Here is a 19,975-nt window from a genome sequence, read left to right as displayed (position 1 = left end):
TCTGCCGGGACCGGGCTCTCCGGCCCGGTCATCCGGGTCAGGGCTGCCGCATACCCTTGCACCTGTGCGATCGATGGGCCAACCCGTTTCTCTGGAGGGACGGGCTGGCCGGCATCGCGTATCAGACGTCGAGGTTTGCCACGTTGAGGGCGTTTTCCTGGATAAAGTCCCGGCGCGGCTCGACGATGTCGCCCATGAGCCGGGTGAAGATCTCGTCCGTGACGTCGGCGTCTTCGACCTTGACCTGCAGAAGCGCGCGGTTGTCCGGGTCCAGCGTGGTCTCCCACAGCTGATCGGCGTTCATCTCACCCAGCCCCTTGTAGCGCTGTATCGACAAACCCTTGCGCCCTGCGGCCAGCACCAGTTCGAGAAGCTGGCTTGGCCGGGTGATCACGTCGGCCCCTGCTGCCGGACGCGCGGCGACCGGCTCATCTTCGCCTTCGACCTCGATCGTGTTCAGCGTTTCGGGCTGAGGCTCGGCCGATCCGGCGGTAGCGCGCACGAGGCGGGCGGTGCCTTCGTAGACATCGGCGCTCTCGGCCATGAGACGGGCAAGCTTGCGCGCCTCGGCGCTGACGAGGAACGAGGCTTCGATCTTGTGGTGATCGGTGACACCGCGCCAAAGGCGCTCGACTTCGACGTTGCCGTCCTCCGTCAATCGCGCGGACCAGCGGGCTTCGGTGTCGCCGCGATCCAGCCATTTCGCCGTTTTCGCCAGTGCCGCACCGCGGGCGTCGGCGGAAAGGTCGGGCTCGAGGGCACCGGAGAGCGCCAGCGCTTCGATGATCGTGGGATCGTAGCGGCGCGGCACGAAGGCCATGAGGTTGCGCAACCGGATGGCGTGTTCGACCAGCGCTTCGAGATCAGGGCCGGAGCGGGCGCCCTTGTCCGATTCGAGCAGGCGCCCGTTCAGGCCGGCTTCCACCAGATAGCGGTCCAACGCGGCGTTGTCCTTGAGATAGACTTCGCTGCGGCCCTTCGCGACCTTGTAGAGCGGCGGCTGGGCAATGAAGAGGTGCCCGGCGCGGATGATGTCCGGCATCTGGCGGTGGAAGAACGTCAGCAGCAGGGTGCGGATGTGCGCGCCGTCGACGTCAGCGTCCGTCATGATGACGATCTTGTGGTAGCGCAGCTTCTCGAGGTTGAAATCGTCCCGGATGCCAGTGCCCATCGCCTGGATCAGCGTGCCGACTTCCTTGGACGAGATGATGCGATCGAACCGCGCGCGCTCCACGTTGAGGATCTTGCCCTTCAGGGGCAGGATTGCCTGCGTCTTGCGGTCGCGGCCCTGCTTGGCCGAACCGCCTGCCGAGTCACCCTCGACCAGGAAGAGTTCGCACAGGGAAGGATCACGCTCCTGGCAGTCGGCCAGCTTGCCGGGCAGGGAGGCGATGTCCATCGCGCCCTTGCGGCGGGTGAGTTCGCGGGCGCGCTTCGCGGCTTCGCGAGCGGCGGCTGCGTCGATGATCTTCTGGACGATCGCCTTGGCGTGAGCGGGGTTCTCCTCCAGCCATTCGTTCATGCGATCGGCCATCAGGCTTTCGAGCGGCTGGCGCACTTCGGAGGAGACCAGCTTGTCCTTGGTCTGTGACGAGAACTTGGGATCGGGCAGCTTGACGGAGACGATCGCGGTCAACCCCTCGCGCATGTCATCGCCGGTGAGCGAAACCTTTTCCTTCTTCAGCAGCCCGGACTTTTCCGAATAGCTGTTGAGGGTGCGGGTCAGCGCCGCACGGAAGGCGGCGAGGTGAGTGCCGCCGTCCCGCTGCGGAATGTTGTTGGTGAAGCACAGGACGTTTTCGTAATACGAATCGTTCCATTCCAGCGCCACGTCGATGCCGATCCCGTCCCGCTCGGACGAGATCGCGATCGGCTCTGCCAGCAGCGCGGTCTTGTTGCGGTCGAGATACTTCACGAAGGCCGCGATCCCGCCCTCGTAGAACAGGTCGTGTTCCTTGATCTCTTCATGGCGCTTGTCGCGCAGCAGGATGCGCACGCCGGAGTTCAGGAAGGCGAGTTCGCGGTAGCGATGCTCCAGCTTGTCGAAATCGAACTCGGTCACGTTCTTGAACGTGTCGGTCGACGCGAGGAAGGTGACGCGGGTGCCCTTCTTGAAGCCGTTCTCGTCCGGGTTGCGATCCACCTTGGGAGCAGGCCCCTTGACGACGAGCGGGGCTACCGCATCGCCGTTGGCGAACTTCATCCAGTGTTCCTCGCCATCGCGCCAGATGGTGAGTTCGAGCCATTCCGAAAGGGCGTTGACCACCGAAACGCCGACGCCGTGAAGGCCGCCTGAAACCTTGTAGGCGTTGTCGTCGCTGGTGTTTTCGAACTTACCGCCCGCATGAAGCTGGGTCATGATGACTTCGGCTGCCGACACGCCTTCTTCGGCGTGAATGCCGGTCGGGATGCCGCGTCCGTTGTCTTCCACGGATACCGAGCCATCAGGGTTGAGTTCGATCAGCACCAGATCGCAATGACCCGCCAGCGCCTCGTCGATGGCGTTGTCGGAAACCTCGAACACCATGTGGTGCAGACCCGAGCCATCGTCGGTATCGCCGATGTACATGCCGGGGCGCTTGCGGACCGCGTCGAGGCCCTTGAGGACCTTGATGGAATCGGCGCCGTAGGAGTTCTGGTTCTTGCCGTTTTCGGCAGGGGTCTCGTCACTGCTAGCCATGGCGAGCATATAGGGATTGAGGGGGGTAAACCCAAGCAAAACCGGCACCGCCCCGGGGTTTATCCACAAGGTCGCGGCGAGGAGCGGGAGCCGGTCGACCGCCGCTCGGCGGCAGGAAGGCAGCGCGGTGCGATAGGAAGCCGAAAGGGTGCGCAGATCAGGGCTTGGTCCGGCGTGGGCTGGACCATACATGGGCGTGACCACATCTGCACACGAACCTCTCCCTCAATACCCATCAAAAAGGTCTGCAGCCATGAAGCTCTTGCACATCGACTCCAGCATCACGGGTGAAAACTCCGCCAGCCGAGCCGTTTCGGGCGCCATCGTCGCCGCCCTGCGCGCCGCCGATCCCTCGCTCGAGGTGGTACACCGTGACCTTGTCGCAGAGCCGCTGCCTCACCTCACCCTCGACGTCCTCGGAAATCCCGAAGGTACGCCGGAACTTGCAGAGTTCCTTGCCGCCGATGTCCTCGTCATCGGTGCGGCGATGTACAACTTCACGATCCCGAGCCAGCTCAAGGCCTGGTTCGACCGCGTGCTGATCGCGGGGAAGACCTTCCGCTACACGGCGGAAGGTCCGGTCGGTCTTGCGGGCGGCAAGAAGGTTTTCATCGCCCTGGCGCGCGGGGGGTACTATGGAGACGGCCAACCGGCAGCGGCAGTCGAGCACGCCGAGACGTACCTGCGTGCCGTTCTCGGCTTCGTCGGCATCCAGGATCCCGTCTTCGTCGTGGCGGAGGGGCTTGCGATCGACGCCGATACGCGGACAAAGGCCGTGGCGGCAGCCGTGGAGCAGGCGGGTGCGCTCGCCATCCCCGCCTGAGCCGGGGAAAACGTCGTGACCGCCCCGGAGAGGTTCGGGGCGGCGATGACATTCCCATCTGGAAATCCCCTGCCACCCTTGGTAATCCGTGGTGATTATGAACAACCCGCCCGAAACCGTCCTCACCGAATCCCACCGCGTCTTCTGCGACGGGGCCACTGACATTCGCGCCGGGGCCGCTCTCGGCCATCCACGCGTCTGGCTCGAAATCGACGAGAAGGGCTTTGCCGAGTGCGGGTACTGCGACCGGCGCTTCGTCCTGAAGGGCGGGCCGGCCGACCAGCAGGCGGCCTGATCCAGTCTTTGCGGCGCGGCTCATGCCTCCTATATCGAGGGCATGACCATCACCGACCCGCGCTCGCTCCTTTACACCCAACTTTCGCCTGAAGACGCGCAGGCGCTGGCGGCGGAGACACTCACGTCCTGCGAAGACGGCGAACTGTTCATGCAGTTCGTCGCCAGTGAGGCTTTCGGGTTCGACGATGGTCGCCTGAAGACGGCCGACTATTCGCGCGATGCGGGCTTCGGCCTTCGCGGGGTTTCCGGCGAGATGACCGGCTTTGCGCACGCCAACGAAATCTCGGCAGCCGCGATACGCCGTGCCGGAGAGACGCTGCGCCTGCTGGACCCGGCAACGGGCCTGCGTCCCCCGCCGCCTCAGCGCACCAACGCGAAGCTCTATACCGAGGCATCGCCTCTCGATCTCATCCCCTTCGCCGAGAAGGTGCGTCTGCTGGAGACGATCGATGCGGCGGCGCGGTCCCGTGATCCTCGCGTCGCGCAGGTCAGCGCCAGCCTCGCCGGTTCATGGTCGGTTGTCGAGATCGTCCGCCCCGACGGCTACATCGCCACCGATGTGCGTCCGCTCGTCCGGCTGAACGTGTCTATCGTGGCGGAAAGCAACGGCCGGCGCGAAACCGGATCGTTCGGAATGGGCGGCCGGTATCTCTACGACGACCTGTTCAAGCCGGAAAACTGGAACGAGGGCATCGACGCAGCGCTCGCGACAGCTCTGGTGAACCTTGAAAGCATCGATGCCCCCGCAGGCGAGTTTCCCGTGCTGCTGGCACCAGGCTGGCCGGGCGTGATCCTGCACGAGGCCATCGGTCACGGCCTGGAGGGCGATTTCAACCGGAAGGGCACCTCCGCTTTCTCCGGCCGCATCGGAGAACGCGTGGCTGCTCCGGGCGTCACCATCGTCGACGACGGCTCCATTCCCGGTCGGCGCGGCTCCCTCACCATCGATGACGAGGGGACGCCGACGCGCGAAACGGTCCTGATCGAGGACGGCATCCTCAAGGGCTACATGCAGGATCGGCTGAACGCCCGGCTCATGGGCGTAGAGCCGACCGGCAACGGCCGCCGCGAAAACTACGCACACGCGCCGCAGGTGCGCATGACCAACACCTTCATGAAGGGGGGCAAGGACGATCCTGCCGAACTGCTCGCAGGCATGAAGAAAGGCATCTTTGCCAGGAACTTCGGCGGCGGGCAGGTCGACATCGTCTCTGGCAAGTTCGTGTTTTCCTGCACTGAAGCCTATCTGGTGGAGGATGGAAAGATCGGCGCGCCGATCAAGGGCGCCACGCTGATCGGCGACGGGCCTTCAGTGCTGACCAGGGTCAAGGGCATCGGCAACGATCTGGAACTCGACCGCGGCGTCGGCGTTTGTGGGAAAGGCGGCCAGAGCGTTCCTGCAGGCGTGGGCCAGCCTACCCTCCTGATCGACGGGCTTACCGTGGGCGGAACCGCCTGAAACGGTCAGGCCCGGTTCAGTCGAAGCGTGCTAGACGCAGGATCAACGCGGGGCGCGTCAACAAGGAAAAGACCATGAACAAGCTCGCACTCGCCGGGGCGCTTGCTATCGCTTCGGTGCTCGCCATGCCAGCCGCCAACGCCCGGACCGAGCAGACTGGAGAGGAGAAGCTCGCCAAACTGCTCAAGGGGCGCGAAGCCGGCGAACCGGTGAACTGCATCTCCCTCTCCCAATCGCGCAATTCCACCGTCATCGACAAGACAGCGATCGTGTATCGGGTCGGCGGCACGCTTTATGTGAACCGCCCGAAGAACGCGGAGCAACTCGACGACGATGACATTCTGGTGACGCGCACAAGCGGGTCGCAGCTGTGCCGGCTCGACGCTGTGCAGTTGCACGATCGCTATGCCGGGAACATGTGGAACGGCTTCGTGGGGCTTGAAGAATTCGTCCCCTACAGGAAGGTCGCCAAGGCGAACTGAATCCGGGAAATTCCTGTGCACAGTCGGGCGGTCGGTTCATTCCGGCCGCCTTTTGCTTGAAGATGCGTGTTTGCATTCTGCCTTGCCTCCCATAGATTGCCGGAATGGTTGCTAACCGCGGATATGCATCGACCAGCGCGGCCACGCGCCTCAAGCTGATCGAGGCCGCATCCGACATGCTGGACGAGGAGGGGCATCCAGCCTTCACCGTCCGCCGCATCGCAGCCCGGGCCGGCGTGAAGCCGCAGCTAGTCCACTATTACTTCCGCTCTATGGAAGATCTGGTGGTGACGGTTTTTCAACGCTCGTCCGCCACCTATTTTCGCCTTCACGACGAGGCGCTCTCAGGGCCCCGGCCCCTTCATGCACTCTGGCACCTGAACTGCAACCTGCCGGAGGCCCGGCGGGTGATGGAATACGTGGCGCTCGCGAAGATCTACCCCCGCCTGCGCGAGGCCATGCGCGAAACAGGTGAGAACTTCCGGGCCATCCAGGTGGACCTGATCGAGCGCATCAGCGCCGAACGCGGGCTCGTGGATGCTCCGATGACGGCGCCGGCGCTTTCCGCTCTGCTTTCCGCCCTCGCGCGGGCCATGCTGATCGAGGGCAACGTCGGGATGGAGGAGGGGCATGAAGGCCTGCGCGCCTTCGTCGAGGCGACCCTCAAGATATACGAACCTGACTGATCGCATCGGCGATGGAGCCGCGCGGCGGCTCTTTTCACGGACGGCGGAGCGCTGGTGCGCCTCCAGGCAAATGCAAGCGCCGTCCAGGCGAACGCGCCATACTTGACAGGTGTACAGTCGTCATGATGTGTACAATCCAGGGGAGGGCAGGCGGATGTACGGCACGGGTCCGACATCACCGCTTCGTTGCCCCCGCATACGGCGACCGCAGAGATTGCAGATACTGCGGCGTCATGGAGGAGAGAACATCATGGCTTTTCGTGACAAGCGCCTTCGCGTCCGCCTTACGGCTGTATCCACCAGTGCTCTCGCTCTCCTCGGGGCTCCCGCCCTTGCCCAGTCGATGCCACCGTCCGGAGCGGCCACGCCTGAACCGGCACAGGACGGCCTCAACGAAATCATCGTGACGGCCCAGCGCCGTGCTGAAAACTTGCAGGAAGTGCCCATCGCCATCGCGGCCGTTACCGCCGACACGCTGAGCGAGGCGGGCGTCAACGACACCAACAGCCTCAGTCAGGTTGTGCCTTCTGTGAACTTCCAGCGGTCGGGCGCGAGCGGCCTCTTCTTCGTGCGCGGCGTGGGCACGACGAACGCCTCCGTCGGTGATGAGGGGTCGAATGCCTTCTACGTCGACGGCGTCTACATTCCTGATCTTTCCGGCACCGTCACTCAGTTCAACAACATCGAGCGTATCGAGGTTCTGAAGGGACCACAGGGCACGCTGTTCGGGCGCAACGCCTTCGGTGGCCTTATCCACATCATCACCAAGGAGCCGGGCGAGGTTTTCGAGGCGGAGGGAGAGGGCGGCTACGGCAACTACGAAACCGCGCAGGGCAAGCTCTACGTCGGTGGTCCGATTGCCGCGAACCTGAGCATGGACCTTGCCCTTACCGGATACAACCAGGCCAAGGGCTGGGGCCGCAACGTCACTCTCGATCGCGAGATCAAGAAGATGCAGTACTGGGGCGCACGCTCCAAGCTCGTCTGGAACGCGAGCGACGCAGTCAAGGTCACGCTTTCTGGCGACTACTACGACATGGACGACAACACCTCGATCGGCTGGTCGGTGGATGAAGACTTCCCGGTGCGTGGCCTGACGGGGCCGATCTATTCGATCGGCAGCATGGATACCGCCTCGGACACTTACTCGCTGACGAAGCTGACAACCTGGGGCGTCAGCGGCACGATTGAGGCGGACCTCGGGTTCGCGGATCTCACCAGCATCAGTTCGCTGCGTGACAGCGAGAACGACTCCGACTTCGATGTCGACGCCACTCAGGTGCCCTGGCTGCGCATCTCGTTCGTTTCGGGGTCACGGGCGTACCAGCAGGAACTGCGCCTCGCCTCGGCGGCCACGGATCCGCTGAGCTGGCAGGTCGGCGGTTTCTACCTCCGCTCGGAAGTCGACAACGCGTCGCGTTTTCGGGGGCTGGGCGCGGGGGGCGTGAACGGCGGCACGTTCATCGACGCAACGCTGGATACCGATTCCTACGCCCTGTTCGGCGAATTGAGCTACAAGATCACCCCCACCACGCAGGTCATCGGCGGTGTCCGCTACACCAAGGACACCCGCAACCTCGGCGGTGGCCAGTACGTGGTGGTGAACAATGCCCTCGGCCCGTTCACACCAACCGAAGATCGCATCAGCTACGGCAAGTTCACCTGGCGCGCCGCCATTCGCCAGGAACTGACGGATGATGTCAGCCTCTATGCATCGTACAACCGCGGCTTCAAGGCGGGAACGTACTCGCTGCAGAGCCCTACCAATCCCGCTGTGCAACCGCAGTTCATCAACGCGTTCGAGGCGGGCGTGAAGTCGGAGCTGTTCGGCCGCCGGCTCCGCCTGAACGCGTCAGTCTTCCATTACGACATCTCAAATTACCAGATCCGCTCCGCCGCTGCGGGAGCGCTGGGGGCGGCGGTCCTGCTGAACGCCGCATCGGTCAAGGTGGATGGCCTCGACGTCGAGTTCGATGCGGCGCCGGTCGACAACCTGCGGATCTTCGGCGGCTTCACGTGGTTGGACTCGCGCTTTAGCAACTTCGGCAAGCCCGGGTCGGAATACCTGGCACCTGTCATCTATCCCAACCCCGCCGTCTGCGACGCACCGGGCACCGCCGATCCCGGAACCGTGACGGGGCCTTACACCGGCGGCTTCACGACCTGCTTCGGCAACGTGTCGGGCTTCCAGACCCCTGGTGCTCCGGACTTCACCGCCAGTCTGGGAGCGAGCTACAGCATCCCGGTCAATGAAACGGGATCGCTGCGGTTCAACCTCCTGGGCAACTACAACAGCGGCTTCCCGTTTGAGGCCGACGGCGTCCTTCGCCAGAAGAAGTACGGTCTGCTGAACGGTTCCGTGGCCTACTGGCTGAACGAGCGCTGGGGCGTGGAGATCTGGGGCAAGAACATCACCGGAACCAAGTACTTCCAGCAGAAGATCTCGACCGGGCTCGGCGCTACGACGAACCGCGCCGCTCCGGCGACCTATGGCGTCACGGTGAAGTTCGACTACTGAAGGCGACGTCCGCTCAACGAAGAAGGCCGCGAACCTTGCAGGTCGCGGCCTTCTTGGTGTGCTGGGAGCGCTTCAGAGCGCTGCCCGGATCATTCCCACTCGATGGTGCCGGGCGGCTTCGACGTGTAGTCGTAAACCACGCGGTTGATGCCCTTCACCTCGTTGATGATGCGGGTGGCAACGCGGCTGAGGAAGCCGGCGTCGAAGGGATAGATGTCTGCGGTCATGCCATCGGTCGAGGTGACGGCGCGCAGGCCGCAGACGTTGTCGTAGGTGCGGCCATCGCCCATGACGCCAACGGTCTTGACCGGCAGCAGCACCGCGAAGGCCTGCCAGATGGCGTCGTAAAGGCCGGCGGTGCGGATTTCCTCAAGGTAGATCGCGTCCGCCTTGCGCAGGATATCGCAACGCTCGCGGCTGACTTCGCCGGGGATGCGGATCGCCAGGCCCGGCCCCGGGAACGGGTGACGGCCGACGAAGATCTCCGGCAGGCCCAGTTCACGGCCCAGTTCACGGACTTCGTCCTTGAACAGCTCGCGAAGCGGTTCGACCAGCTTCATGTCCATGCGTTCGGGAAGGCCACCGACGTTGTGGTGGCTCTTGATCGTGACCGAGGGGCCACCGGTGAACGAAACGCTTTCGATGACGTCGGGGTACAGCGTCCCCTGCGCGAGGAACTCGGCGCCGCCGATCTTCTTCGCCTCGTCCTCGAAGACGTCGATGAAGGTCTTGCCGATGAACTTGCGCTTGGCTTCGGGGTCGGTGACGCCTTCCAGGCCCTTCAGGAACAGCGTCGAGGCGTCCACATGGACCAGCGGGATGTTGTAGTGGCCACGGAAAAGGCTGACGACCTGATCGGCCTCGCCCATGCGCATCAGGCCATGGTCCACGAAGACGCAGGTCAGCTGGTCGCCGATGGCTTCGTGGATGAGCACTGCCGCGACGGCCGAATCGACGCCGCCGGACAAGCCGCAGATCACCCGTCCGCTGCCGACCTGCGCACGAATTTCCTCGATCTTGGTCTTGCGGAACTCCGCCATGGTCCAGTCACCGGCAAGGCCGCAGACATGCCGTACGAAGTTCTTGAGCAGCTTGCCGCCATCGGGCGTGTGCACGACTTCGGGGTGGAACTGCATCGCGTAGATACGCTTTTCGTCGTTCGCGATGACCGCGAAGGGCGCGCCCGGGCTGGAGGCCACCGGACGGAAACCCGGAGCGAGGCTGGTGACCTTGTCGCCATGGCTCATCCAGACCTGGTGCGTTTCTCCGACCTTCCAAAGACCGTTGAAGAGGGCGCACTCGTCAGCAATCTCGATGAAGGCGCGGCCGAACTCGCCCGAGTCGCCCGCCAGTACCTCGCCGCCGAGTTGGTGCATGAGCGACTGCTGGCCGTAGCAGATGCCGAGGATCGGGCGGCCGCTTTCCAGAATGACCTCCGGGATTCCCGGACCGTTCTCATCCAGAACCGAAGCGGGCGAACCGGACAGGATGATGCCCACCGGGTTCAGGCGATGGAACGCCTCCTCGGCAGCGTTGAACGGTGCGATCTCGGAGTAGACGCCGGCTTCACGCACGCGGCGCGCAATGAGCTGCGTCACCTGGCTGCCGAAATCGACGATCAGGACGGATTCGGAGGTCTGGATACTCATGGCGGGCACGTAATCGCGCGGGCGCGCGCTGTCCAGTGTCCATCAGGATGGCAGCAACCAAAGTGGTCTGATCGACGTGAGGCGCTACTCCGCTTGGCGAGCCCACGATACCGGTTGTTCCCTAGCATCACGCTCCTGCGGCGGTTGCAGGAAACGCAAGCAATATTGTTGCTTGAGCATTTGCAACAATTCGCACGCATCCTATTTCGCACCTGCAGCATGAACGCGTTCAACAGTGCTCTGTTTGCGACAAAACAAGAAGAAATGCAGGAGTTCTATATGACCCTCGTCCACTGGACGGTCGGGATCGCAGCCGCGCTGAGCACCAGCGCGCTGGTCTTCGCGCTCACCCTCGCCTGATTCGAGGCTGGGAGACGATACCCGAGTTACCCAAATTACCCCGAAAAGGGCGGTCTCGCGACCGCCCTTTTTCGTTTGCGAGGCGATCGTCATTATTGACGGGTTCGGCGGATCAGCGACCAGTCATATCCAAGCTGTTTCACCCGCGCCTCAAGGCTGGCGAGCATCACCGCATTCGGGCGCTGTTCACGCGTGAGGACCCACAGGTAGCGTCCCGAAGGTTCGCCAACGATCGACCACTCGTAGGCGTCGCCGTGATCGAGTACCCAATAGTCACCATAGAACGGACCGAAGAACGAAACCTTGAGCTTGGCTCCAGTGTCTGGATCGACGATCCTGGCCTTGCCCCTGGAAACCTTCAGCGTCCCGCCGGGCCCGCCCTTGCGACCGCTGTTCACCACTTTTACCGAACCGTCCGGGTTCAGGCTGTAGTCGGCGAAGACGCCATCCATCCCTTTTTGGAACGAGGCTTCGTATCGGAACTGCTCGTACCAGCGGCCCATGTAGCGGTCTGCGGAGACCGGCTTCGCGGGCTCCGGAACCACCCGGTTGCCGACCGGGCCCGGGCGCGGGATCTTTGCGCAGGCTGCAAGGATGGCAGATGCGCCCAATGCAAGGGCAACCATGCCGAGTTTTCTCATCGATCGTCCTTTTCGTGACACAGGCTAGTTACGTTCGGAAGCCGCACATGTTTCGATCCCACGTTCCGGGCAGCGGCCGATCCGCAGGGCTTTACGCGCGGACGATCATGGCCCACATGCTGCCCTCATGAGCACATCCTCGCCTGCCATCGCCATCCGTGATCTTGTGAAGCGCTACGCCCCGGCGGGCGGCGGCGAAGGAAAGCTGGCGCTCAAGGGCGTCTCGTTCGATGTGCCCGAAGGGGGCATCTTCGGGCTGCTTGGTCCGAACGGAGCCGGCAAGTCGACGCTCATCAACATCCTGGCGGGGATGGTCATGAAAACGTCCGGCTCCGTCGACATCTGGGGCTTCGACATCGATCGCGACCAGCGCAACGCGAAGCGCGCGATCGGCATCGTGCCGCAGGAAATCGTCTTCGACCCGTTCTTCACGCCGTTCGAGGTGCTGGAGATCCAGGCCGGCCTCTACGGCATCACCAAGGCGCTGCGTCGCTCGGAGGATCTGCTGCGCGCCGTCCACCTTGCGGACAAGCGCAATGCTTATGCCCGCACGCTCTCGGGCGGCATGAAACGCCGCCTGCTGATCGCGAAGGCGCTGGTGCATCGGCCGCCCGTGCTCGTCCTTGACGAACCCACGGCAGGCGTCGACGTCGAACTGCGGCGACAGCTGTGGGAGCTGGTGACGGAGCTCAACCGCGAGGGCGCGACGATCGTGCTCACGACGCATTACCTCGAAGAAGCCGAGGAGTTGTGCGACCGGATCGCGATCATCAACCACGGTGAACTGATCGCCAACAAGCCGACACGCGAATTGGTCGGCATGGCGCGGGAGAAGATCATCGTGCTCACGCTTGACCGTGACGTCACTGAATTGCCCTCGCACCCCGGTTTCGTGAAATGCGTACAGGCGAGCGAGCGGGTGCTGGAGATCACCTACGATCAGGATCGCGCCAACGCCGGCGAGATCATGTCCGCCTTGCAGGCGCAAGGCTTTGCCATCGTCGATGTAAGCACGCGCGAAGCCGACCTCGAGGACGTGTTCGTCACGCTCACCAGCCAGGCGCGCGCCGCGGGCTGAGCCAGCTGCCTCGTCGCCGGGCTGCTGCTGCGCTTGGACGCTACCTGGCGACGCGGCCGCGCAAACAGTTGCGGTGAGGCGGGCACGGCGGCTAGGAGGCGGGTCATGGAAACGCCATCCAGCGCCGGCGGCGCATTCGATGTCCTGGTGATCGGTTCCGGTGCGGCCGGACTTACGGCGGCGCTCGCGCTGGCGGAGAAGGTCAAGGTCGCGGTCCTTGCGAAGGGCACGCTCACCGGGGGCTCCACCGCTTGGGCGCAGGGCGGTATCGCCGCCGTGCTGGACGCCGGCGACACGTTCGACGAGCACATACGCGACACGATGGTGGCCGGCGCCGGTCTCAACCGCCGCGAGACGGTGGAATTCGTGATCGAGCGTGCGCCGCACGCGATCCAGCGGCTGGTCGAACTCGGCGTACCCTTCAACATGGAAGGGGAGGCGCTTCACCTCACGCGGGAAGGCGGGCATTCCCATCGGCGCATTGTCCACGTGGCCGACGCCACCGGATGGGCGGTGCAGCAGGCCCTTCTCCAGGCAGCTGAGGCGCACCCCAACATCACCCTGCTCGCGGGCCGCTCCTGCATCGATCTCATCACCGGGCGGCATGAGCAGCGCTATTCCGGTTCGGGCCGCGTCTGGGGCGTCTACGCTCTCAACGAGGAAACGGGTCGGGTGGAGTCCTTCACGGCCCGCGCCACGGTAATGGCAACCGGTGGTGCCGGGCGCGTCTACCAGTTCAGCACGGCCCCGCGCGGGGCGACGGGGGACGGCATCGCCATGGCCTGGCGGGCGGGCGCGCGGGTCTCAAACATGGAGATGATGCAGTTCCACCCGACCTGCCTGTACAATCTTCAGGTCAAGAACTTCCTTATCACCGAGGCCGTCCGCGGGGAGGGTGGACACCTCATCAACCCGCGCACCGGCAAGCGGTTCATGGCCTTCTACGACCCGGAGCGGCTGGAGCTTGCCCCGCGCGACGTCGTGGCCCGTGCGATCGACTCCGAGATCAAGCGCTTCGGCCTCGATTGTGTCCACCTCGACATCAGCCACCAGCCTCCCGAATTCGTGAAGTCCCATTTCCCGAACATCTACGAGAAGCTGATCGGGCTCGGCATCGACATGACGCGCGAGCCGATCCCGGTCGTACCGGCGCAGCACTATACCTGCGGCGGCATTTTGGTCGACCTTGACGGGCGGACGGACCTGCCGGGTCTCTATGCGGCCGGGGAGTGCACGGAAAGCGGTCTCCACGGCGCCAACCGTCTGGCCTCCAATTCGCTACTGGAGTGCCTGGTATTCGGCGAGGCGGCCGCAGCGGACATCATGGCGCGCTGGGAAACCTTCGAAGCGCCTCCGCCCGTGCGGGTGTGGGACGAGAGCCGCGTGACGGACTCCGACGAGGAAGTCGTCATCAAGCAGAACTGGACGGAAATACGGCGTTTCATGTGGAACTATGTCGGCATCGTGCGCACGACCAAGCGGCTGGAGCGCGCCATGCACCGCATCCAGATGCTGAACGGCGAGATCGAGGAGTACTACCGGCATTTCCGGGTTTCGACCGATCTGATCGAGCTTCGCAACCTGCTCCAGAGCGCGGAGCTGATCGTGGAGTCCGCGCTCAAGCGTCATGAAAGCCGGGGCCTGCACTACACGCTGGATTTCCCGGCGGCCGATGCGGAGCCCATGGACACGGTTCTGGTGCCCTGACGACAGTTCCGGCGCGGCGGCCTCTCAAAGGCAACCGCGCCGTGAAGCGCCTCAGCCGATGTGGAGCAGGCGACCCAGGAATATCAGCACGATGGCACCGATGACCGAGGCCAGGCAGCCTGCGCGGCTGAAATCGCGGCTGCCGCGGCTCGTCACCAGACCGGCCAGCAGTGAGCCGCCGATGCCCAGCAGGATCGTCGTGAGCCAATTCATCGGAACGGTTCCGGGATAGAACCAGCGCGCCAGAGCGCCGATGACGAGGCCGCTGATGATGGCGCCGATGATGTTGAGCATGACCTTGAGAAACCCCCTTCGCGGTGTCTGATCGCTTGTACCCTGGCAGGGTAGCACAGCTATAAACATTGGCCCCTCTGAGGGTTGCCGTCCCTGCGTGCGAAAGGCTTTTCCGCCGCTTCGGTGGCTGCACGCGGGGATAGCTGCTTTAGGAGGCTTGACGGCGCTCCATTCACCGCAAGCGCGATTCCGCTCGTCGGCAAATTGATGTGGAAAAATAAGCGGGACGGGAGGCGATTCATCCTCTTGCGCATCTCGAAGGTGGCAGAAACCTTGCGCGTCGCGAGGCGTGTTCGGCGTCTGCGCACGGCAGGGGAGGGTGAAGGTTCGTGACGCCTCCCTCTTGAACCTTCCGGCGGAAAGGGCACTATAGGTTGTGTCGCGCCGATCGAGGGGCCTCAACACCTAGGGACGTCGCGCTGGAGCCAAAAGGCCGGCTTTGGCGCGCCTCAGGTCTGCAGGAGTGTCTTTTTCAGGTGCGCGTCGGCGGTCCGGCAGGGAGATAGGCCTCCCTCTTCGTACCGGCCCTGCGGCGTGGATATCCGAAAGGTTTATTCGCGCAGTCGGGTTCGGTCGGCTGGCTCGTCCGGAATAGCAGCTTGGGCCGCATGGCGCGGTTCGACATCAATTTGAATGCACATTGGGGGCGCACCAGTGGATTTCAGGAACGGAAGCGACGGACACGTGTCTGATTCGGATGTGAACTATGCGGAGACCGGACAGGTCGACATGGAGGCGCTTCTCGCCTCCCATGACCCTGCCCCTCGCGCAAAGAAGGAGGCTCGGGCCGTCACCATGGAAAAGACTGTGGCCGCAGCTGCGCCGGCTCCCTCCGCATCCCGGAAGCCCGTTGATTCCAAGACGATCAATGCGCGGCGCTTTTCCATCGTCACCGACCCGTCGCGCGATGCGCTGCTGACGGATTTTGGCAAGGAAACGCTGGACGACCGCTACTTGCTGCCCGGCGAAAAATACCAGGATCTCTTCGCCCGCGTCGCCGACGCCTACGCCGACGACGAGGCGCACGCCCAGCGGCTGTACGACTACATTTCGCGCCTGTGGTTCATGCCGGCCACTCCCGTTCTCTCGAACGGCGGAACCGGTCGCGGCCTGCCGATCTCGTGCTACCTCAACTCCGTCGATGACAGCCTCGAAGGCATCGTCGCAACGTGGAACGAAAACGTGTGGCTGGCGTCACGCGGCGGCGGCATCGGCACCTACTGGGGCGCGGTGCGCGGCATCGGCGAACCCGTGGGCCTCAACGGCAAGACCAGCGGCATCATCCCGTTCGTGCGCGTGATGGATTCGCTGACCCTGGCGATTTCGCAAGGGTCGCTCCGCCGTGGCTCGGCAGCCTGCTACCTCGACGTGTCTCATCCCGAGATCGAGGAGTTCCTCGAGATCCGCAAGCCGTCGGGTGACTTCAACCGCAAGGCGCTCAATCTGCACCATGGCGTGCTGCTGACGGACGAGTTCATGGAAGCGGTCCGTGACGGTGCGGAATTCGCGCTGCGCAGCCCGCGTGACGGTTCCGTGCGCGGCAAGGTCGATGCACGCTCGCTGTTCCAGAAGCTGGTGGAAGTGCGCCTTGCGACGGGCGAGCCCTACATCGTCTTCTCCGATACCGTGAACCGCACGATGCCCAAGCATCACCGCGATCTTGGCCTCAAGGTGTCGACGTCGAACCTGTGCTCGGAAATCACGCTGCCCACCGGCCGGGACCATCTGGGCAACGACCGCACGGCCGTGTGCTGCCTGTCCTCGCTCAACCTGGAGACCTGGGAAGAGTGGAAGGGCGACAAGCGCTTCGTGGAAGACGTGCTGCGCTTCCTCGACAACGTCCTTCAGGACTATATCGACCGGGCCCCGGACGAGATGGCGCGCGCCAAGTACTCCGCCGCCCGCGAGCGTTCGGTCGGCATGGGCGTCATGGGCTTCCATTCGTACCTGCAGAAGCGCGGGATCGCCTTCGAAAGCGCGATGGCCAAGGCGCTCAACCTGCAGATGTTCCAGTACATCAATCAAAAGGCCAACGAGGCCTCGATGCTGCTGGCGAACGAGCGCGGGCCTTGCCCCGACGCGGCCGATACCGGCGTGATGGAGCGTTTCAGCTGCAAGATGGCGATCGCGCCCACGGCGTCGATCTCGATCATCTGCGGCGGCACCTCCGCGTGCATCGAGCCTATCCCGGCGAACATCTACACGCACAAGACGCTCTCGGGCTCCTTCGTGGTGAAGAATCCGTATCTCCAGAAGCTGCTGGCGTCGAAGTCGAAGGATTCCACCAACGTGTGGAACTCCATCCTCGAGCATAACGGCTCGGTCCAGCACCTCGACTTCCTCACGTCCGAGGAAAAGGCCGTGTACAAGACCAGCTTCGAGATCGACCAGCGCTGGCTGCTCGAATTCGCGGCGGATCGTACCCCCTACATCGATCAGGCCCAGTCGCTGAACCTGTTCATCCCTGCGGACGTGGACAAGTGGGACCTGATGATGCTGCACTTCCAGGCCTGGGAAAGGGGTATCAAGTCGCTCTACTATCTCCGCTCCAAGTCGGTTCAGCGCGCCGGGTTTGCAGGTGGCGTGGAAGCGGACAATACCAGTGAGCTTCCCAAGTTCGAACTGGCGGCCTCGACCACCGATTACGACGAGTGCCTGGCCTGCCAGTAAGGGGCTAAAGTTCCACCGAGAACGGCCTTCCGGTTCGCCGGGAGGCCGTTTTCGGTTCTGGCGCGCGCCGTCACCGAACGCCTGTCACCGGGAATGTTCCGAACGGGCCGTTCGAATTGTCGCCGGTCAGTTCTCCATCGCGGACCGTCACGTCGTAGGTGATGGTGATCGGCATCGGCATGGACGCCTTGCCCTCAAGCTTCGCGCGGCCATTCTTGAACCCGCCGGCAAGGTCTACCGAACCCTGTTCGGCGACGACCTTGCCGGTGATGACGTTGCCGCTGACATTCAGGTCCATGATCGCCTTCTGCGGCCCCACAGGTGACTGGATCGTGATGTTCCACTTGCCCGCGAAGTCCTGCGGCTTGGCGTTGCTCCGGCGCGCGGCCTTTGCCTTTTCCAGCAGTGCCTTCTGTTCCGCAGGCGCAGACTGGGCGCGGGAGCGCAGGTAGAAACGCAGAGTCTCCAGTTCGGGATCGGTGATCTGCGGGAAGGGGGGCATGCCGTTCATCTTGAAGCCGCCGTCCTTCACGATCGTGCGGAAGGTCGCGGCGTCCGTGATCGCCGGCGAGTACCGCAGGTCCGGTGCGGCGCCTCCGGCGACGGCGTTCCAGCCGTGGCAGACGATGCAGGCGCGGGTGCCGAACAGCATGGCACCGGCCTGCGCGCGGGCAAGGTCGGGCTTGAAGTCAGGATCGGACACGGGAACCAGTGGGGGCACCTCGAAAGGCGGAATGCTGTCCCGACCATCGAGCGCGAACGTCAGGACGCGGCGGGGGAGGCGATAGTCGGTGCGGTACATCGCGTTGCCCAGGGTCTGCATCCCTGCGCCCTGACCGCCCGCTCCGGTAAGAACCGTGACGTATTGCCGGCCGTTCACGCGGTAAGTGATGGGAGCGCCCACGATGGGGCTTTCGGTCTTGAAGGACCAGAGTTCCTTGCCCGTTTTCGCGTCGCGGGCCACGAACTTGCCGTCCATCTGGCCCTGCCAGACCAGGCCGCCGGCCGAGGCCATGACGCCGCCCGGCCAGGTGCCCGGCAGGTCCACGCGCCAGGCTTCCGCCTGAGTGGCCGGATTCCAGGCCTTGAGGTAGCTCTTGTGGCCGCCGGGCAGTTCCACTTCGGGGATGAGCGTCACGCCCATGCCCGCCGAAACCTCGCCGCCGCCCTCCTGTCCTTCGCCGATGAGGGCAGGCAGTTCCATGATCGGAACATAGACGAGCCCGGTCTGCGGGCTGTAGGCCTGCGGCTGCCACGAATGGGCGCCGGTCGGCCCGGGCCACATCTCGAACATGCCGGGCTTGCCGTTGTAGCGAATTCCGGGGTTCTCGATCGGACGGCCGGTCTTTGCGTCGATCCGCTCGGCCCAGGTCACCTTGGCGATCTTCTCGGCGGACAGGAATTCACCCGTCGCGCGGTCCAGCACGTAGAAGAAGCCGTTCTTCGGCGCCTGCATCAGCACCTTGCGCGCCTTGCCCTCGAGTTCGACCGTGGCGAGGGTCATGTCGGCGGTCGCGGTGCAGTCCCACTGTTCGGCAGGGCAGATCTGGTAGTGCCACCGGTATTCGCCGGTATCGACGTCGACGGCCACTACAGAGGCCAGGAACAGGTTGTCTCCCCCTTCCGGACTGCGCAGCTTCTGGTTGTAGGGAAAGCCGTTGCCAACGCCCAGATAGACCAGTCGCAGATCCGCATCGTAGGCGAAGGCGTTCCACGCGGTTCCGCCACCGCCCCGCCGGGTGCCGTCGGGATTTTTCCATCCGCCGGGCCACGTCCTGCGCATGAGGTCTTCGGCCTTGCGGTTCGTGGGCGTCACCTCATCCCCCGGCGTGGTGTAGAACCGCCAGGCCAGCTTGCCGGTCGCCGCATCGTACGCGCTGACAAAGCCGCGCGCCGGACTGATGTCGCCGCCCCCGAAGCCGGTGATGACCTTCCCGCCAAATACGCGCGGCGCCCCGTTTGCGTTACGCGGCGCAGTGTCAGGGAAGTCCATCGTCTTCCAGACTTCCTTGCCCGTCTTCGCGTCCAGGGAGATGACGAAGCCATCCGTGGTCACCAAAAAGACATGCCCGGTATCGTAAGCGATGCCCTTGTTGCCCCATGTCAGTTGGAGAGAGGATGTGGCACGATCCCGCGTGCCGCCATCGTACTCCCACAGCGGCTTGCCGGTCACGGCGTCGAGAGCCCGGATATGCGAATGCCCCGTGGTGATGAACACCTTGCCTTCTGCCATGAGAGGGGTCGATGGGGTGTAGCCCGGCTCCAGATCGAAATGCCATGCGAGCTTGAGCTTGCCCACGTTGCCGGTGTCGATCTCGTCCAGCGGGGAATAGTGTGTCTCACTTCCCGTGCGGCCCCAGCTCGGCCACTCGTCCGGGTTGACGACCGTTTGCTCCTCCACCGGGTGAGCGGGACGATTGCAGGATGAGAGGGAAAGAGGAACCAGCAGACACGCAAGCCCGATCGCCACTCTACCGATACCAGAGATCACGCGCTCTTCCCTCGCCCCGTTGTGCTGAACGCGCAGGCCTATCAAAGACCCCATGACTGCCAGAGCCTCGGAGGCTCGAATCTGAGATGCTGATGATGGATTTGTCAGCAGCGGAGACGAGTCATGACGGAGACGGTGAA

Annotated in this window: 14 protein-coding genes; 9 read left to right on the top strand and 5 right to left on the bottom strand. The window is 64.0% G+C overall.

Features of this window, described 5'->3' with window-relative positions; all coding sequences use genetic code 11:
* Positions 1-121 precede the first annotated feature (121 nt).
* A complete protein-coding gene (gyrB, locus tag QOL62_RS07805) occupies positions 122-2,680 on the bottom strand; it encodes a DNA topoisomerase (ATP-hydrolyzing) subunit B (protein ID WP_103729306.1) in 2,559 nt (852 codons plus the stop codon).
* 253 nt (positions 2,681-2,933) lie between these two features.
* On the opposite strand from gyrB, the gene QOL62_RS07800 reads away from it, so the two are divergent.
* The 6 genes from QOL62_RS07800 to QOL62_RS07775 all read left to right on the top strand — a co-directional run bounded on the left by QOL62_RS07800 (position 2,934) and on the right by QOL62_RS07775 (position 8,945).
* The gene (locus QOL62_RS07800; protein ID WP_103729033.1) at positions 2,934-3,503 is read left to right on the top strand and encodes an FMN-dependent NADH-azoreductase; all 570 of its coding nucleotides are present in this window, start codon (positions 2,934-2,936) and stop codon (positions 3,501-3,503) included.
* Positions 3,504-3,600: 97 nt separating this feature from the next.
* Positions 3,601-3,798 (top strand): zinc-finger domain-containing protein, encoded by a 198-nt coding sequence (locus tag QOL62_RS07795; protein ID WP_103729032.1) that lies wholly within the window; start codon positions 3,601-3,603, stop codon positions 3,796-3,798.
* Between the two features lie 42 nt (positions 3,799-3,840).
* Positions 3,841-5,259 (top strand): metalloprotease TldD, encoded by a 1,419-nt coding sequence (tldD, locus tag QOL62_RS07790; RefSeq protein WP_283405825.1) that lies wholly within the window; start codon positions 3,841-3,843, stop codon positions 5,257-5,259.
* Between the two features lie 74 nt (positions 5,260-5,333).
* A complete protein-coding gene (locus QOL62_RS07785) occupies positions 5,334-5,741 on the top strand; it encodes a hypothetical protein (protein ID WP_103729030.1) in 408 nt (135 codons plus the stop codon).
* Between the two features lie 104 nt (positions 5,742-5,845).
* A complete protein-coding gene (locus QOL62_RS07780; protein ID WP_103729029.1) occupies positions 5,846-6,427 on the top strand; it encodes a TetR/AcrR family transcriptional regulator in 582 nt (193 codons plus the stop codon).
* Positions 6,428-6,677: 250 nt separating this feature from the next.
* Entirely contained in the window at positions 6,678-8,945 is a 2,268-nt protein-coding gene (locus QOL62_RS07775) for a TonB-dependent receptor (protein ID WP_283405824.1), read from the top strand.
* A gap of 89 nt (positions 8,946-9,034) precedes the next feature.
* Here the strand turns inward: QOL62_RS07775 and guaA are convergent, their stop codons facing one another.
* Together guaA and QOL62_RS07765 are read right to left on the bottom strand one after the other, a co-directional pair.
* Positions 9,035-10,594, bottom strand: a complete 1,560-nt coding sequence (gene guaA, locus QOL62_RS07770) for a glutamine-hydrolyzing GMP synthase (protein ID WP_103727697.1) — start codon at positions 10,592-10,594, stop codon at positions 9,035-9,037.
* A 452-nt stretch (positions 10,595-11,046) separates the two neighbouring features.
* Positions 11,047-11,595, bottom strand: coding sequence for a lipocalin family protein (locus tag QOL62_RS07765; RefSeq protein ID WP_283405823.1), 549 nt, complete (start codon positions 11,593-11,595; stop codon positions 11,047-11,049).
* A gap of 127 nt (positions 11,596-11,722) precedes the next feature.
* Here QOL62_RS07765 and QOL62_RS07760 point away from each other — a divergent pair, with 127 nt between their 5' ends.
* Both QOL62_RS07760 and nadB read left to right on the top strand, forming a co-directional pair.
* Positions 11,723-12,673 (top strand): ABC transporter ATP-binding protein, encoded by a 951-nt coding sequence (locus QOL62_RS07760; protein ID WP_283405822.1) that lies wholly within the window; start codon positions 11,723-11,725, stop codon positions 12,671-12,673.
* Between the two features lie 105 nt (positions 12,674-12,778).
* Positions 12,779-14,380: an L-aspartate oxidase gene (gene nadB, locus QOL62_RS07755; RefSeq protein WP_283405821.1), complete on the top strand. Its 1,602-nt coding sequence runs from the start codon at positions 12,779-12,781 to the stop codon at positions 14,378-14,380.
* 51 nt (positions 14,381-14,431) lie between these two features.
* Here the strand turns inward: nadB and QOL62_RS07750 are convergent, their stop codons facing one another.
* The gene (locus QOL62_RS07750; protein ID WP_103727692.1) at positions 14,432-14,674 is read right to left on the bottom strand and encodes a GlsB/YeaQ/YmgE family stress response membrane protein; all 243 of its coding nucleotides are present in this window, start codon (positions 14,672-14,674) and stop codon (positions 14,432-14,434) included.
* A gap of 795 nt (positions 14,675-15,469) precedes the next feature.
* On the opposite strand from QOL62_RS07750, the gene QOL62_RS07745 reads away from it, so the two are divergent.
* On the top strand, positions 15,470-17,344 hold the full coding sequence (locus QOL62_RS07745; protein WP_283406035.1) for a ribonucleoside-diphosphate reductase subunit alpha: 1,875 nt from the start codon (positions 15,470-15,472) through the stop codon (positions 17,342-17,344).
* Positions 17,345-17,414: 70 nt separating this feature from the next.
* On the opposite strand, the gene QOL62_RS07740 is transcribed toward QOL62_RS07745, so the two are convergent.
* Entirely contained in the window at positions 17,415-19,835 is a 2,421-nt protein-coding gene (locus QOL62_RS07740; RefSeq protein ID WP_283405820.1) for a PQQ-dependent dehydrogenase, methanol/ethanol family, read from the bottom strand.
* Between the last annotated feature and the right edge of the window lie 140 nt (positions 19,836-19,975).

Origin of the sequence: Novosphingobium panipatense, from assembly GCF_900182875.1 — a bacterium.
Taxonomy (GTDB): domain Bacteria; phylum Pseudomonadota; class Alphaproteobacteria; order Sphingomonadales; family Sphingomonadaceae; genus Novosphingobium; species Novosphingobium panipatense.
Note: the sequence above shows the minus strand (reverse complement) of the source record. Positions and strands in the feature narration are given on the sequence as shown.